Source organism: Mycobacterium sp. NPDC048908 (assembly GCF_043197955.1).
GTDB lineage: Bacteria > Actinomycetota > Actinomycetes > Mycobacteriales > Mycobacteriaceae > Mycobacterium.
In genome coordinates, this window is record NZ_JBICUE010000005.1 from 388047 (window position 1) to 404662 (window position 16616).

At 67.9% G+C, this 16616-nt stretch carries 11 protein-coding genes; 1 reads left to right on the plus strand and 10 read right to left on the minus strand.

Annotated features, from left to right (window positions below; genetic code table 11):
- Position 1: 1 nt before the first annotated feature.
- From ACGFK1_RS16770 to hrcA, 5 genes are read right to left on the minus strand one after another with little or no spacing between them, the layout of a single operon-like run.
- On the minus strand, positions 2-1039 hold the full coding sequence (locus ACGFK1_RS16770; protein ID WP_393431100.1) for a PhoH family protein: 1038 nt from the start codon (positions 1037-1039) through the stop codon (positions 2-4).
- A complete protein-coding gene (locus tag ACGFK1_RS16775) occupies positions 1036-1707 on the minus strand; it encodes a YdcF family protein (protein WP_393431103.1) in 672 nt (223 codons plus the stop codon). The genes ACGFK1_RS16770 and ACGFK1_RS16775 overlap by 4 nt, the downstream gene beginning before the upstream one ends.
- Positions 1704-2444, minus strand: coding sequence for a 16S rRNA (uracil(1498)-N(3))-methyltransferase (locus ACGFK1_RS16780; RefSeq protein WP_393431106.1), 741 nt, complete (start codon positions 2442-2444; stop codon positions 1704-1706). The genes ACGFK1_RS16775 and ACGFK1_RS16780 overlap by 4 nt, the downstream gene beginning before the upstream one ends.
- 6 nt (positions 2445-2450) lie before the next feature.
- A complete protein-coding gene (gene dnaJ, locus ACGFK1_RS16785; RefSeq protein ID WP_393431109.1) occupies positions 2451-3593 on the minus strand; it encodes a molecular chaperone DnaJ in 1143 nt (380 codons plus the stop codon).
- Between the two features lie 22 nt (positions 3594-3615).
- On the minus strand, positions 3616-4644 hold the full coding sequence (hrcA, locus tag ACGFK1_RS16790) for a heat-inducible transcriptional repressor HrcA (RefSeq protein ID WP_393431113.1): 1029 nt from the start codon (positions 4642-4644) through the stop codon (positions 3616-3618).
- A gap of 136 nt (positions 4645-4780) precedes the next feature.
- Here hrcA and ACGFK1_RS16795 point away from each other — a divergent pair, with 136 nt between their 5' ends.
- Entirely contained in the window at positions 4781-5095 is a 315-nt protein-coding gene (locus ACGFK1_RS16795; RefSeq protein ID WP_393431116.1) for a type II toxin-antitoxin system VapB family antitoxin, read from the plus strand.
- Here ACGFK1_RS16795 and ACGFK1_RS16800 read toward each other — a convergent pair.
- The 5 genes from ACGFK1_RS16800 to ACGFK1_RS16820 all read right to left on the minus strand — a co-directional run bounded on the left by ACGFK1_RS16800 (position 5045) and on the right by ACGFK1_RS16820 (position 16615).
- A complete protein-coding gene (locus ACGFK1_RS16800; RefSeq protein WP_393431119.1) occupies positions 5045-5716 on the minus strand; it encodes a DUF998 domain-containing protein in 672 nt (223 codons plus the stop codon). The two genes, ACGFK1_RS16795 and ACGFK1_RS16800, sit on opposite strands and share 51 nt — an antisense overlap.
- Before the next feature lie 67 nt (positions 5717-5783).
- Positions 5784-5999: an MbtH family protein gene (locus ACGFK1_RS16805; RefSeq protein WP_393431122.1), complete on the minus strand. Its 216-nt coding sequence runs from the start codon at positions 5997-5999 to the stop codon at positions 5784-5786.
- Positions 5977-7263 (minus strand): NADPH-dependent L-lysine N(6)-monooxygenase MbtG, encoded by a 1287-nt coding sequence (gene mbtG, locus ACGFK1_RS16810; RefSeq protein WP_393431125.1) that lies wholly within the window; start codon positions 7261-7263, stop codon positions 5977-5979. Before mbtG ends, ACGFK1_RS16805 begins: the two co-directional genes overlap by 23 nt.
- Positions 7260-11540, minus strand: a complete 4281-nt coding sequence (locus ACGFK1_RS16815) for an amino acid adenylation domain-containing protein (protein ID WP_393431267.1) — start codon at positions 11538-11540, stop codon at positions 7260-7262. The genes mbtG and ACGFK1_RS16815 overlap by 4 nt, the downstream gene beginning before the upstream one ends.
- A 20-nt stretch (positions 11541-11560) precedes the next feature.
- A complete protein-coding gene (locus ACGFK1_RS16820; protein ID WP_393431270.1) occupies positions 11561-16615 on the minus strand; it encodes an amino acid adenylation domain-containing protein in 5055 nt (1684 codons plus the stop codon).
- Between the last annotated feature and the right edge of the window lies 1 nt (position 16616).

The following is a 16616-nucleotide window of genomic DNA, read 5'->3' on the forward strand; positions in this document are numbered from 1 at the left end:
CTCACCTTCGCGGTCGTCCGGCTCCGGAAGCCCGTCGTTGCGCCCGGTTCATCAGGGCGGGCTCTTCGGACTTGGCGTAGGCATCGACGATGTCGGACACCAGTCGGTGTCGCACGACGTCGGCGCTGGTGAGTTCGGCGAAGTGGATGTCGTCGATACCGTCGAGAATCCGCATCGCCGCGCGTAGCCCGGAGGCGGCGCCACCCGGCAGGTCAACCTGTGTGATGTCGCCTGTCACAACGATTTTGGAGTTGAACCCGAGGCGGGTCAGGAACATCTTCATCTGCTCGCCGGTGGTGTTCTGCGCCTCGTCGAGGATGATGAACGCATCGCTCAACGTCCTCCCGCGCATGTACGCCAGCGGGGCGACCTCGATGATCCCGGCGTTCATCAGCTTTGGGATCGACTCGGGATCCATCATGTCGTACAGGGCGTCGTACAACGGCCGCAGATACGGGTCGATCTTCTCGCTGAGCGTGCCCGGCAGGAAGCCGAGCCGCTCACCGGCCTCCACCGCGGGGCGGGTGAGGATGATCCTGTTCACCTGTTTGGTCTGTAATGCATTGACCGCCTTGGCCATTGCCAGATATGTCTTGCCGGTGCCCGCGGGCCCGATGCCGAACACGATGGTGTGGTTGTCGATGGCGTCGACGTATCGCTTCTGGTTCAACGTCTTGGGCCGGATGGTCTTGCCGCGCCGCGACAGAATGTCGAGCGTCAGCACCTCGGCGGGCGATTCGTCGCCGGTGCCGGTCAGCATCGCGACAGAGTGTTTCACCGCGTCCGGTGTCAGCCGTTGCCCGCTGGCCACGATCGCGACGAGTTCGGAGATCACCCGCTCGGCAAGCGCGACGTCGGCGGGTTCGCCGGATAGGGTCAGGGCGTTGCCGCGCGCGTGGATGTCGGCGGCGAGGATGTTCTCGAGGGCGCGCAGATTCTCGTCAGCGGAACCCAGCAGGCCCACGACGAGGTCGGGCGGAACATTGATGCTGCTACGAACGGGCGAGTCCGAGTCAGCGTTCGTCTCGCGGGGCGTCACGTGGGGTTTTCTGCCTGCTTTCTGGTTTGTGGCCTGGGGGTTCGCTGTCGAATACCCAGTTTACCGTCCGGCCCCGACCCATCCCAACGGTTCACCAGGGCAGACCCGGCGCGGACATACCTGTATCCGTCGTAGGCCAACAGCACCGCGTGCAGCAGGCCCCACTCGAACGGCAGGTAGTCACGCGCGCGCACCAGTTTCTTCGCTAGGTCCGGCGACTGTTGCCGAAGGATGATCCGGGCGCGCAGGGCGTGGAAGGTGTTCGACGCGATCTTGATCGCGGGGGCGTCGGCCAAGAACGGCGCCGAGTTCGCGATGTTCTCTTCCGTCGTCGTCGAGGCGTCTTCCACCACCACGTTGCCGGGCGGTAGGTGCAGGACACGGACCGCGTAGTCGGCCATCATCTGCGCCTCGGGCGTCTTCGTCCGCACGGCACCGCCGGAGAACACGAACCGAGCGACGCTGGGATCGGTCGAGCGCACTGCGATCCGAACGCGCCAGCGATGCAGTGGCCGAAGCGGGCACCCCAACACCAGGATCGTTTCGCCCACCTCGACGCGACCGGCATCGGAGGCGCCCGCGGGCAGCACCGCCCGTGAGGCCATCCATGTCGCCCATTCGACGACACCCAGCAGCGCCGCGATGACCGCCGCGACGATCCACTTCACGTCCGCCACCGCGTGGTCAGCACGCCCAGCGACCCGAGTGCCACAGCCGCCGCGGTCGAGGTCCGCAGCACCGTCGGCCCCAGTCGGACCACCGTCGCACCCGCTTCGGAAAGCACAGCGAGCTCCTCGTCGGAGACACCGCCCTCGGGCCCCACCATCAGTAGCAGCGAATCCTCCTGTGCCAGCGGCACATCGGTGAGTCTGGCGGTAGCCGACTCGTGCAACACCAACGCCGTGACACCGCTGTCAGCCACTCGCTGCGCCAGTTCCGCCGTCGACACCACGCCGCTGACAGGCGGAATGTATGGGCGCCGGGATTGCCGCGCCGCCGACCTGGCCACCGCCTGCCATCGGCGCAACCCCTTGTCGATCTTCGCCTCGGGTTCCCACCGCGCCACGCATCGCGCCGCCTGCCACGCGACGAAGGCGTCGGCACCGGCCTCGGTAGCCAACTCGATCGCGAGTTCGGAACGGTCCGACTTGGGCAGCGCCTGGACCACGGTCACGCTCGGCGACGCCGGGTCAACCGTCGTTCGGTCGAGCACTTTTGCCGTCAGTCGGCCCTTGCCGACGTCGTCGACGACGCAATGCGCCACGGTGCCTGCGCCGTCACCGAGGTCGAGTTCCTCGCCGCGCCTGATCCGCCGGACGTTGGCGGCATGGAAGCCCTCGTCGCCGTCGACGACCGCGCGATCACCGATTGAGGGCAGCGCGTCGACGTAGAACAGCGGGCGCACGGATGATCAACGGCCAGTGAAGGTTTCGCGCAGCCTGCTGAAGAAGCCGCCGCCCGTCGCTTCGCTCTGCGTTGACCGCACCTCGGCGACGTCGCGGCTGCGCTTCTCCTTGAGTTTGTGCAGCAGTTCGATGTCTTCGTGGTCGAGCCGGGACGGCACCACCACCTCGATGTGGGCATGCAGGTCGCCACGCACCCCTGAACGCAGATGCGGCATGCCGTGCCCGCGCAGTGTCGTCACCGAACCGGGCTGCGTGCCCGCCGCAATCGAGAGCTCGGTCGGGCCGTCGATGATCGCGTCGACGGTGACCGTGGTGCCCAGTGCGGCGTCGACCATCGGCACCGAAATCGTGCAGTGCAGGTCGTCGCCGTCGCGAACGAAGACGTCATGCGGCTTTTCGTGCACCTCGACGTAGAGGTCGCCCGCGGGTCCACCGCCGGGGCCGACCTCACCCTGGGCGGCCAGACGTACCCGCATCCCGTCGCCAACGCCCGCAGGAATCTTGACGCTGATCTCGCGACGCGCCCGCACGCGGCCGTCGCCGCCGCACTGGTGGCATGGATCGGGGATGACCTCGCCGACGCCGCCGCACACCGGGCACGGTCGCGATGTCATCACCTGACCGAGCAGCGAGCGCTGCACCGTCTGGATCTCGCCGCGCCCTCCGCACGTGTCGCAGGCGACCGGCTTCGAGTCGCCGTTGGTGCCCTTGCCCTGGCACATGTCGCACAAGACCGCGGTGTCGACGGTCACCTGCTTTGTCACGCCGGTCGCGCATTCCTCGAGGTCGAGCCGCATCCGCAGCAGCGAGTCCGAGCCCGGGCGCACCCTGCCGATCGGGCCGCGCGACGTCGTCCCGCCACCGAAGAACGCCTCGAACACATCGCCGAGGCCGCCGAAGCCGGCGAAACCGTTGCCCGCGGCGGCCGCGTTCTCCAGCGGGTCGCCGCCGAGATCGACGATGCGCCGCTTCTCCGGATCGCTCAGCACCTCGTAGGCGACGCTGATTTCCTTGAAGCGTGCCTGGGCCTCTTCGTCGGGATTGACATCTGGATGCAGTTCACGGGCGAGCTTCCGATAGGCGCGCTTGACCTCCGAATCGCTCGCCCCCCTGCTCACCCCGAGCAGCCCGTAGTAATCGCGTGCCACGCCTGACCTTTCCAATGCCGGGTTATCGGCTACCTAAGACTTCGCCTATATAGAGAGCAACCGCAGCGACATTAGCGATAGTTCCCGGATAGTCCATCCGCGTGGGTCCGAGAACGCCCATGCCGCCGTACACCTTGCCCGAGCTGCCGTAGGCGGTGGAGACCACCGACGTGCCTGCCATCTGCTCGGCCTCGGTCTCGTGCCCGATCCGCACGGTGACCTTGCCCGCTTCCTGCTGGGCCGCGAGTAGCCGCAGCACCACGACCTGCTCCTCCAGCGCCTCCATCACCGAACGCAGGGAGCCGCCGAAGTCCGCGGTGTTCTGCGCCAGATTGGCGGTGCCGCCGAGCACCAGCCGTTCCTCGCTGTGTTCGACCAGCGTCTCTACCAGCACGGTCGCCGCCCTGCCGACCGCATCGGCCAGCCGGCCGCCGTTGAGCTGTGAAGCCAGATCAGATACCGCGATGGATGCGGCGGCCAACGGTTTGCCCTCCATGGCCTGGCCGAGCCGGTCGCGCAGCTGGGACAGTTCGTGGTCGTCGATGGCGTCGCCGAGTTCGACGATGCGCTGGTCGATGCGACCGGAGTCGGTGATCACCACCAGCAGCAGCCTGGCTGGCGTCAACGCGACCACCTCGAGGCGCCGCACGCTGGACGTGGTCAACGTCGGGTACTGCACGATCGCGACCTGGCGGGTGAGCTGCGACAGTAGCCGCACGGCGCGGCGCAGCACGTCGTCGAGGTCGACCCCCGATTCGAGGAAGGTCAGGATCGCGCGCCGCTCGGAGGTCGACAGGGGCTTCACATCGTCGAGGCGGTCGACGAACTCGCGGTAGCCCTTCTCCGTGGGCACCCGGCCCGAGCTGGTGTGCGGTTGGGTGATGTAGCCCTCGGCCTCGAGGACGGCCATGTCGTTGCGGACGGTGGCGCTGGAGACGCCCAGGTTGTGCCGTTCGACAAGCGTTTTCGACCCGATCGGCTCCTTGGTGGCTACGAAGTCGGCGACGATGGCGCGCAGCACCTCGAAGCGGCGGTCCTCGGCGCTGCCCAATTGGTCACCTCCCTTTCGCAACGAGTCACCGCCCATTTTACGGGCATCAACTGGGCGGATAGCGCTCGAGCGGGTGTTCGCGTTGCCGACGGGCTAGCCTTTGCGATGTGAGGCCGCCGGCTCAGGGATCACTTCGATGATCTTCAAGGGAGTGCGCGAGGGCAAGCCGTACCCCGAGCACGGTCTGTCCCAACGGCAATGGGCGCAGATTCCGCCGCGACAACTTCGCCTCGACGAGTTGGTCACGACCACCACGGTGCTGGCGCTGGACCGCTTGCTCTCGGAGGACTCGACGTTCTACGGCGATCTGTTTCCGCACGCTGTCCGCTGGAAGGGCATCGTCTACCTGGAGGACGGTCTGCACCGCGCGGTGCGGGCCGCGCTGCGGAACAGAACCGTGCTACACGCCCGCGTGTTCGACATGGACACGCCGCTTGCACAGCAGACCTGACAGCACCGCGGCGCTGAACAGCTGCCAGGCCAGGATCGAGTAGACCGGCACCCGCTCGACGATGCCCACGGGCGCATATCTGTAGGTCCACACGTTGTAGTTGGCCAGCATCAGCCACGCGATGAGGCCCGCCGCCGCGAACACCAGTGAGACGGCGCGGTACCACCAGGGAGCGTCGACCGCGCGGGCGACCACCTTGGACCCGAACACGATGGCGAGGTTGCCCGCGATGAACACCAGCAGGGCGCCGATCATGTGCAGTTGCATTCCCTGGCCTTCAGCCAGCGGCGACCCGCCGTGCACCGTCGCGACCAGGAAGTAGCCGATGGACGCGGCCGCGGTGAAGAATCCGAAGAACACGCCGCGCCGTCCGGAGGCGCGTATCACCAGAATTGCGCCGACCAACGTCAGCGCGCCCTGCAGATAGAAGGCTCCGTTCATCAGCCACGCGAACCGTCCCCAAGCCGGGACGCCGAGCACGCTGATGTAGTGGTGCAGATAGCTGTAGTGGCCTTTGACGTTGGCCGCGGCGATCTTCTCGACCACCAGATACACCACGGCTGCGACGACCCAGACGGCGGCGGCGACCCGGATGAGTTGCGCGCGGTTGCTCGTGACCACGCCGAAACTGTATTCCAGCATGCCGTTACCCGAAGTTCGGCAGCCTGGATACACGCTCGGCGCGTGACTAGTCGGCGGCCATCGCCTCGCGCAGACTGCGCGGCCGGATGTCGGTCCAGCGCTCTTCGACGTAGGCCAGACAGTCGGCGCGGGTGGCCGCACCGAACACCACCCGCCAGCCGGCGGGCACGTCGACGAATGTCGGCCAGAGGCTGTGCTGGTCCTCATCGTTGACCAACACGAAGAAGGCGCCATTGTCGTCATCGAATGGGTTGACGCTCATCAGTTCTCCTGATCGAAGGGGTCGGGACGCGGTAGTCCGCACCGAGGATCCGGTCGGACAGCAGCCCGAGGCAGCTGAGATTCGGGAATCCCGGGCCCTGTGTCAGCCCGGACAGCCCCGGCAGGAACAGCTTCGGCGTGACGTCGCTGACCGCGAGGTCGTGGCCGATGGCCGCCTGCAACGTGTCGCCGGTCAACGGGCCGCCGAGCGCGAGCTCGAGCAGGTCCAGCGCGTCCTGGCCGAGCAGCGGCACGAACCACAGCCCGTCGGCGCCCGACCCGTCGATCACCAGATCGAACCCGTGCACGGTATCCAACGCTTCGGCACCGCGATTCGTGCTCAGCGTCAACCGAATTCGCTCGCCCTGGGCCACAGCGTGTGCGACGCGGCCGCGCAGATGGCGGATGCGGTCGTCGGCGAGCAGCGCGTCCTGCACCCGGGCAGAGAAGACGCCCCGGTCGGTTCGCGCCAACGCATCTCGCCGCTCCGCCAGGGTCAGGCTCGACCAGTTCGTCGGATCCGAGAACAGCGTGTTCTCGAAGAAGCCCTCACCTCGGGTGAACAGGGTGACCTGAGGCGAGATGACGGTGATTGCCGAAACCCGGTGCCGGAAAAGCTCATTGAGCATCGAGGCGGCGGTCTCTCCGCCGCCGATCACCGCCACCCGCTCTGCGGTGAGGAGTTCGCGCGCGGCGGCCCGCTCCCAGAACTGTGCGATCGACAGCACCTGCGGATGGCCCGGCAGGATCGAGCGGTGCGGCTGCCCCGGTCCGGTGATCATCACGGCGTCGGCGTGCACAGTCCGCTCGGGTGTGTGCAGCGCCCAGCGCCGGCCGTCCAGCGCGATGCGGCGCACGTCGCCGTTGACGACGGACATTCCCACGTTGCCCGCGACCCAGCGCAGGTACCGACTCCAGGTGCGGTGACTGGGCGCCGGTCTGCCGCGGTCCACCCATTCGGCGAACTGCCCGGTGCTGATCAGGTACGACTGCCAGCTGTGCCGGGTCATCCGCTCGTCGAGTTCGGCGTTGCGGCGCGCCACCACCGACGAGCGGTACGGAAACCCGACGTCTTTCTCCGGACTTGTGCCCAACCGGTGCGCACCGTCGGTCCATCCGCCGCCTGACCGCCAGTTGGCCGCGACGCCGGTGCGTTCGACGGCGATGACATCGGGCGCCTCGACGCCCATGCCGCGCAGTTCGGCGGCCTTCGCGGCCACGGCGACCGCCTTGGCGCCGGCGCCGACGATCCCGAGAGTGCTCATTGCGCAACCTCTCTCAATGCGTCTTCCCACATCGCCTGCAGCGTGGCCACGTCGTCGGCGGACAGGATGTCGGGCAGCGTCCGCCACTGCGTCGCCAACACCGGTGCGTCGGCGTCGCCGACTATCGCGGCGATGATCGTCAGTTCATGGCGCACCGCGACCAGGGGTTCTGGCAGCGTCGACACCTCGGCGAGCAGGCCATGATCCAGCCGCATGCCGCCGCGACCGACACCAAAACTCAACCGGCCCAGGAAGTTCAGCAGCAGTTGCGGTTCGCGGTGGGCACGCAACCGCTCGGCGGTATCGGGCCGCAGGTAGCGCAGCAGGCCGTAGTCGATCCCGTCGCCGGGAATGTCGTCGAACACCGTCGGGGCGTGTATGCGCAGCGGGTAGACCGCGCTCAGCAAGCCGACCGTGTCCGACGTGTCGGCATCGGCCGCGATGCCGTCCGCTCTGCCGTGCGTCTCGATCGCCAGCAGCGGGACTGCATGCTGCTGGCCGCGGTGGCGCCGCCAGTTCTCGACCATGCGCGCCGCGGCCGAAACCAACAGACGGGTGATCGGTTGCGCTGCGGTCGACAAGCGGGCGGTCACCTCCGGATCGGCGGCGCACATCGTGACGGTGACGTCACCGACACGGTCGGTGTCCGGGCGCACCCGGCGCGCGCCGAGATCGGGGTCGTCACCTTCGAGTTGGGCCACCCAGAAGTCGCAGCTGTCGAGGCGCCCGGCCCGCTCGCAGAGCAGTTGCGACCAGCGCCGATGGCTGGTGTGCTCGCGCGCCACAGCGGGGGCGCGACCGTCGGCGAGTGCCCGCCACCCGGCGTCGAGTTCGCCGAGCACGATCCGCCACGACGCCGGGTCCATGGCCAACACGTGCGCCGTGAGCACCAGCACACCCTCCTCCCGCAGCCACACCGCGTCGATCAGCACGCCTTTCTCGGGATCGATGCGGTCGACGGATTTCTTCGTTTCGGCGGCGACGGCCGCGACCAGGTCGCCCGCCGCCGCCACCTCGGTGATGGCGACCGTGACGTCGTGTTCGACGAGGGTAATGGAATCGCGGTCCAGTCGGCTCCGCAGCACGCGATGTCCGGCAACGACGTTCTGCAGCAACGTCTTCAGCTGACCCCCTGTGATCCCGTCGGGCAGCCGGATCGCGTGTGTCTGCGCGAGCCGCCGTGCATCGCCGAACTCGTAGAGCCAGCGCGCGTTGGACAGCAGGGTGATCGGGCCGCCGCCGCCGTCGACGCGACCCACGCTCACCGACTCGCTGTCGACGGCCGCCGCGAGTTCACGGATGGTGCCGCACTCGAGCAGCAACCGGGCCCGCAGTGGGATTCCACGCTGGCGCGCCGCCTGCACCACCGAGAGCGCGACGATGCTGTCGAGGCCTTGGCGGACGAGGTCCGCGGCGACGTCGATGTGATCGGTCTGCAGGATTTCGGCGGTCAACTCGGCCAGCGCGGTCTCCGTCGGCGTTTCCGGTCGCGCTGTCGGTACGTCGACCGCCGCAGCCGACGCCGCGAGCGCCGCCTCGTCGACCTTGCCGTGCGGGGTGAGCGGCATCTCGTCGATGACGACGATGTGGTGTGGAACCATGTAGCGCGGCAATCGTTTTGACAGCATCGCACAGAGCTCGGCCACGTCCGGGGCCGGTGCTGCAGCGACGTACGCGGTGAGCCGTGCCGCGTTGCCGTGCCGTTTCACGAGGACGTGGGCGTGCCGCACCGCGGGATGCGCGTGCAGCACGGCCGAGATCTCGGCGGGCTCCACGCGAAACCCGCGGATCTTGACCTGCGCGTCGGAGCGGCCGAGGAACTGCAGTGCGCGATCCTGTTGGCGGCGCACCACATCGCCCGTCCGGTACATTCGCTCCCCTGCCACGAACGGATCTGCGACGAACCGGCAGGCCGTCTCTGCGGGCCGCCCGAGGTAGCCGCGGGTCAATTGCCGGCCCGCGAGGTACAGCTCGCCGGGCACGCCGACAGGAACCGGCCGTAACCAGGAGTCGAGCACATACGCCCGGCTTGGCGTTGTCGGTACACCGATCGTGGGAGCCGCGTGGTCGGCGATCGCGGCGACGGTCGCCTCGACGGTGGATTCGGTTGGGCCGTAGCAGTTGTACGCCTTCATGCCCGTGCGCGCAGTTTCGTCGTGGATGAGGTTCCACGCCGCAGTTCCCACGGCTTCACCACCGAGAGCCAGCACGGCGAGCGGGACAGTGGTCAACAGGCCGACCGCGTGCAGTTGGGTGAACATCGACGGCGTGGTATCGATCATGTCGATGCCGCCCCCCGCGATCGTGTCGACCAACGCCTCGGCGTCGCGCAGGGTGTCGTCGTCGACGATGTGGACGGTGTGCCCGTCGAGCAGCGCGGCCAACGGTTGCCATGCGGCGTCGAAGGTGAACGACCATGCGTGCGCGACGCGAATCGGCCTGCACAACCGTGCCGCAGTGGGGCGCAACACATTTCGGGCATGATCGGCCGCGTAGGCGAGCAGCGCCTGATGGGTGCCGATCACGCCTTTGGGCGTTCCGGTGGTCCCGGAGGTGAAGACGACGTAGGCGGCCTGTGCCGGATCGACGGTGGCGGCACGGAAGTCGGGTACATCCCGGGCTTGCTGCGCGGTGCCGAAACCGTCGTCGATGACAGTCGCGTTGGTCTGCGCGATGATGCCCGCGATGCGCTCGGCAGGCATCCCCGGGTCGAGCGGAACGATCACGGCTCCGGCCTTCAACACGCCGAACATCGCAGCGACGTACTCGGGGCCACGAGTGAGGTTGATCGCCACCGGCGCCTCCGGTCGGACGCCGCGCGCGACAAGCGCGGCAGCGACCCGGTCGGAGGCCTGGTCCAATTCGCGGTAGGTGTACCGGCCGCCGGACCAGGTCAGCGCGACGGAAGCTGGTCTGGTTGCCGCGATTTCGGTGAACCTCGTGTGCACGCCGCCGCTGCCAGGCGCTGCCGCGGCGACCGCTGTTTCGCCGTCGTCATCGTCGAGCAGGATGCTGATGTCACGGAGCGGGGCGTCCCAGCCGTGCATCAGTCGCCGCATTGTCGTGAGTAATCGTCGGCCGAGCGACTGCGGGGTCATCAGGCCCAGCGCGCCGTCGATCGCCTCGATCAGCACGGCCAACCGGCCATCGATGAGGTGAGCGGCGACGGTCACCGGGAAGTGCGACAGGCTTTCCAGCGCCGCGGGCCGAAAGGTGGCGCCGTTGGCGGTGAACTCGCCGCCGCCGACAAGCCCGCCCGGCGGGAAGTTCTCATACACCAGAAGGGTGTCGAACATCTCCCCGACGCCTGCCAGCGACCGCAGTTCAGCGTGGCTGAGGTAGCTGTGGTCGCGCAGTAGGGCGGCGTCGCGCTGTAAGGCCACGCACTGCACGCCGACCCGCTCGGCGGGATCGAGTCGCACCCGTAACGGCACCGTGTTGATGAACAACCCGACCATCGTCTCGACACCGGACAACTCGCCGGGCCTGCCGGACACGGTGACACCGAAGATCACGTCGTCGCGATCGGTGATCGTCGAAAGGATGGTGGCCCAGGCTAATTGGACGAGTGCGTTCACCGTCACGCCGCGCGCCCGCGCGGCCTGCACGAGCCGTTCGGTGTCTTCGGCGTCCAGTTTCACTTCGGTGCGGTGCGGCGGACCGACCGGTAACTCGCCCGCGGTGAGCGCCGGCGTGAGCAACGTCGGCCCGTCGATTCCCGAGAGGTGATCGCGCCACAGCGCGCGACTGGTTCGCTGGTCACGCCGGGCCAGCCAGCCGATGTAGTCGCGGTACGGCCGCGGTGGTGGGGGCAGCGCCGAGGTGTCCCCGCAAAAGCGGTACAACGCGATCAGTTCGCCGACGAACAACGGCAATGACCAACCATCGATGATGATGTGGTGCGCGACGACCACGAACCGCCAGTGGGAGCGCGGCACCTCGATCAGCAGGAAGCGGATCGCGGGCCCGCGTTCGAGGTCGAACGGCCGACCGCGTTCGTCGGCGTCGAAGGCCGCCACCTCATCGGCCGTCGCGGTGACGTGTCGCCACGGCACGTCGGCGCGGACTGGGACGACCTGAACCGGACGGTTCAGATTTCCGCGCAGGAAGCTGGCTCGCAGGTTGGGGTGCCGCGCCAACATCGTTGCCGCGCAATCGCGCAACAGGCCCGCGTCGAGGCGACCGGTGATGTCGGCTGCCATCGCGATCACGTAGGGGTCGTGATCCGACAACACCGCCATCGAATACAGCCCCTGCTGCAGCGGGCTCAGCGCCATCACATCTTCGATGGCCGCGGTCACGGTGCGCCCTCGCGTGCTGACGTCCACAGCGCGGTGACGGTCGCCAGTTCTTCCTGCGACAGACCCGATGCGGTCATCGGCTCGTGACGGTCGTCCGCAGTGCCGACATCGCCCGGCGCGCCGCCCGCTCCGTCTACCGCGGCAGCGAGGTCGTGAACGGATGGATGTTCGAACACCATCCGCGCCGTCAGCGCCAGCCCCCTGTCGCGGGCTCTGGCGGCCAACTGCACCGCGAGGATGCTGTCACCGCCGAGGTCGAAGAAGTCGTCGTAGCGGGTGACTTCACCGGCTCCGAGCACCTCGGCCAGCATCGCGGCCACCGTCTTCTCGGTATCGGTCTGCGGCGGTTCGGCCCCTGTGGCGTCGGCGAGTCTCGGCGTCACCGACTGTTCGAGGCGACCGACGAATTCCAGCCGGCCGTCCTCAGTCCAGCGTGCTCGCTCGCCGCTGCGGTGCATCGGTGAATCGAACGCGGCGCCCGAGTAGTAGACGTCGCCGACCACGCCCACCGGCACAGGTTGGCGTTGGTCGTCGAGCACGTGGACGGTCGCGACACCGGTGCTGTACCGGGCGATCCGCCCGCTCTCGTCGTCGTCAGCGATCTGTATTTCCCGCAGCGTCTGGTCCGCATTGTCGGCGATCGCGTCGAGCACGCGTCCGAGCCACCGCGCAAGCCGCTCGATTGTGCTGCGCCGGTACAGCTCCCGGCGGTAGATGACGTGACCTCGATACCCGTCGCCTGCGGCGAAGAAATTCAGCGACAGATCGGCGTGCGCGACGTCGAACGTCGGCTCCAGAACGGTGAAGGAGGTGTGGCCGTCGATGGTCTGATCGGCGGGCAGCGCCTCGCGGACATGCACGACGACCGAGAACAACGGATTGCGTGACAGCGTCCGCGCGGGGCTGACCGCATCGACCATCCAGTCGAACGGCAGATCCTGATGCGCGTAGGCCTGCAGCGCCGTATCGCGGGCCCGGCCGAGCGCCTCGCGCACGGTCGGATTGCCGCGCAGGTCGTTGCGGAGCACCAGAATGTTGACGAAAAAGCCGATCAGGCTGTCCAATTCGGCTTCGGTGCGCCCGGCGACCGGCGTACCGAGAGGAATGTCATCTCCTTCGCCTGCCTTGTGCAGCAGCACGGCGACCGCGGTCTGCAACAGCATGAACTCGGTGACGCCGAGTTCGCGGGTGAGGTCGACCAGCTTGGCGCGAGTCTGCGCGCCGATGGTGAACTGGACGGAATCGCCGGTTCCGCTGAGCACGGGCGGCCGTTCGAAGTCTGGGCTCAGGCCGACGTCATGCGGCATGCCGTTCAACTGCTGCTTCCAGTAATCGCGTTGTGCGGCCGCGATTCCCGTGTCGGCGCTCAACTGCGCGGCTTGCCAGGCCGCATAGTCGGCGTATTGCACGGGAAGCGGCGCCAGCGCAGGCGGTCGGCCGGCACGTCTGGCGTGGTAGGCGGTCAACAACTCGGTGAACAGCACGCCCGCCGACCAGTGATCCGCCGCGATGTGGTGCACGACGAGCGAGAGCACGTGGTGCTCTGGCGTGGTGAGGACCGCGGCCCGCACCGGCGGTTCGTGCTCGAGATCGAACGTGTGCCAACGCTCGCCATCGAGTTCGGCTTGCAGCCACACCTCGTCACCACCGCGCGCGCGCCGGACCGGTACCCCGGTGGGCGGGTTGACCACTTGATGCGGCACGCCGTCGATTTCTCGGTAGGTGGTGCGCAGGATCTCGTGCCGGTCGACGACGTCGGAGACGGCCGCCATCAACGCATCGACGTCGCAGGGCCCGGTGAGCCGGGCCGCGAACGGAATGTTGTTGACGGCGCTCGGCCCGTCGATGCGGTACTGGAACCAGATCCGCAACTGTGACGCCGACATCTGGCGCGGACCACGATGTTCGGTGCGGACAAGCGGGGGACGCGCGGTGTCGCACGGTGTGGCTGCGTCGATGCGCCGGGCCAGTTGCGCGACCGTGCCGAGTTCGAAGATCTCGCGGACACTGAGATCGACCCCGCAGCGCGATCGGATGGCCGTTGCCAGTTTGGTGGCGAGCAGCGAGTGGCCACCGAGGTCGAAAAAGGAGTCGTCGGCGCCGACCCCGCCACGTCCGAGCAGGTCCGCGAACAACTCGGCGAGCGCGCGCTCAGTGCCCGCCGTGGGCTCACGAAACGTCCTGTGGGACGCGATCTCTGGCGTTGGCAGCGCGGCCCGGTCGATCTTGCCGTGTGCGGTGATCGGTATCTCATCGAGCACCACGTAGCCTGCCGGAGTCATGTAGTCGGGCAGCGCGGTCGCCACCCTGGCGCGCACGCGCTCGACGTCGACGGAATCCGCGCCTACCGCGGGTGTCAGATAGCCCACTAGGCTCTTGCCGATGCCCGGAAGGTCGGTGACCACGACGACGGCCTGACCGACGCTGGGATCCACCGCGATCGCGGCGGCGACCTCGCCGAGCTCGATGCGGAATCCGCGGATTTTCACCTGGTCGTCGGCGCGGCCGACGAACTCGATGTCGCCGTCAGCGTTGCGGCGCGCCAGATCTCCCGATCGGTACAGCCGCCCACCGCAGGTGAACGGGTCGGCGACGAACCGCTCGGCCGTCAAAGCGGGTTTGCGGTGATAGCCGCGCGCCAGATGTCCACCGCCGATGTAGATTTCGCCGATGACACCGACGGGCACGGGCCGCAACGCGTCGTCCAGCAAGTGGATCTGGGTGTTGATCTTGGGCCTTCCGATCGGCACTGTCCGATGGCCCTGCTTGCCCTCGACCTTGTAGCGGGACGCGTTGATCACCGTTTCGGTCGGGCCGTAGAAGTTGTGCAACAACGCGTCGAAGATGGCGTGGAATTTGTCCGCGATCTCGCCGGGCAGCGCCTCACCGCCGATCGGCACCCGCTTGAGCGTGCGCCACCGGTGTACGCCCGGCAGCGACAGGAAGAGGCTGAGCAGAGATGGAACGAAGTGCATCGAGGTGATGCCCTCGACATGGAGTAGTTCGGTGAGGTACCCGATGTCGCGCAGGCCGTCCGCTCTCGGGATGACCAGGCGGGCGCCACAGGCCAGCATGCCGAAGATCTCCGCGATCGAGACGTCGAAGCTCGGCGAGCTCACCTGGAGTAGCCGTTCGGACTCGTCGATCTGGTACTCGTCGCGGAACCACTGGAAGAACTCGACGACCGGCCGGTGCGACACCGGAACACCTTTCGGCAGCCCGGTCGAGCCCGACGTGTAGATCAGGTATGCCGCGTTGTCCGGCCGCAGCGGACGGACCCGGTCGGCATCGGTGGGATTCACGTCGCGGCCGCCCATGTTCGTGACCGGTTCGCGCAGTATGAGTTTGGGGTCGGAGTCGGCGAGGATGAAATCCAGCCTGTCGTCGGGATACGTCGGGTCGATCGGCAGGTAGACGGCGCCGGCTTTGAGGATGCCGAGCGCGATGATGACCAGATCCGGGGACTTGTCGAGAAGTACGGCGACGCGGTCCTCGGTGCCGATGCCCTGACCGATCAGCCAGTGCGCGAACCGATTCGCGGCGGCGTTGATCTCGCGGTAACTGTAGCGGCGGTCGCCGTGGACAACCGCCACGGCGTCGGGCGTCCTGACGGCCTGCGCTTCGACGACGGCGGGCAGCGTAGCCGCGGGCCCACGGAATTCTTCGCCGGCCGAGACGCGGCGCAACCAGTCGGCGTCGTCAGAACCCATCAGCGGCAGGTCGCGCAGCGGCTGGTGGGGAGCCGTGACAGCCGCATCGAGCAGCACCGAGAAGTGGTTCAGGAGTTGACGGGTCAGCGAGGCGTCGAGGATCTCGGCGAGGTGTTCGGCCTCGACCTGTGCGCCGAGGTGGTCGAACTCGACCATCAGACCCAGCGGCAACTGGCTGAACTGGCCGCGCAGTCCGGCGCGCTCGCACGTCACGCCGGGCGCGCGGAAGCCGCCGCCATCGGCTTCGCGCGCGCCGAAACTGAGCCGGGCGAGGCGTTCGACGCCGTGCCGGCGGTCCGGGTTGATCTCGCGGACCACCCTGTCGAGGTTGACCCGTTGGTGCGCGAAGGCGCCGACAGCGGTGTCGCGGGTCGCGCTGACCAATTCGCGGAAGGTCTGCGCGGGCTGCGGACGCAGTCGCAGGGCGACAGTGTTGCCGTAGTAGCCGATGCAGTCGTCGACACCTGCATCGCGACTGAGCACCGGTGCGGCGACCAGAAAATCGTCGGCGTGGGTGTAGCGGTGCACGAGGGCACCGAAGGCCGCGAGCAACACCATGTAGGGAGTGGCGCCTACTTCGCGGGCGAGCGCGGCCACGCACTCGACGGTCTCGGTATTCAGCCGCAGTGTGGTGCGCTGGGCTCTCCAATTGGTCGGGACGGCGGATCCGGCGTCTCCCGGAAGTTCAAGCGGTTCAGGTGGATTCGCGAGCTCCGAGCGCCAGTATTCGAGATCGGCAGCGGCGGTGTCCGGCCCGACGCCCACCGATGGTACGGCCGGCGCCAGTTCCTCGCCCGCGTAGGCAGCGGTGAGATCGGCGAAGAACACGCGCCAGGATCCGTCGTCCCATGCGATGTGATGGGCCACCAGAAGCATCACGTGCTCGGTGGCCGAGGTGCGGAGCATCGTGATCCGTAGCGGCGCATCGACCGTCAGATCGAATGGAGTGGCGAACTCTCGTCGAGCCAGCACTTCGAGGCGCAGTGCGCGGGCGTGCTCCGACAGCTGGGACAGGTCGTGTTCGGCCCACCGCGGGGTGAGGTCGTCATGGATTGTCGGTTGCGGCTCGCCGCTGCTGTCTTGGCGGTAGGTGGTGCGCAGCACGCTGTGCCGCTTGGCGACGGCGTTCACCGCGTCATGCAGACGTGCGACGTCGATGTCACCGGTGATCCGGTAGGACACGCAGACATTGAGCAGCGCGCCGGTGGGGTCCGCGGTGTGGACGAACCACATCCGGCGCTGCCTGTCTGACAGTTCGGTGGCGACCTGCGCCGGTTGCCCGTCCTGGCGCAGGCCGCGTTCCTGCAACCTGCGTCGCAACAGCTCGAGCCGGATCTCCATG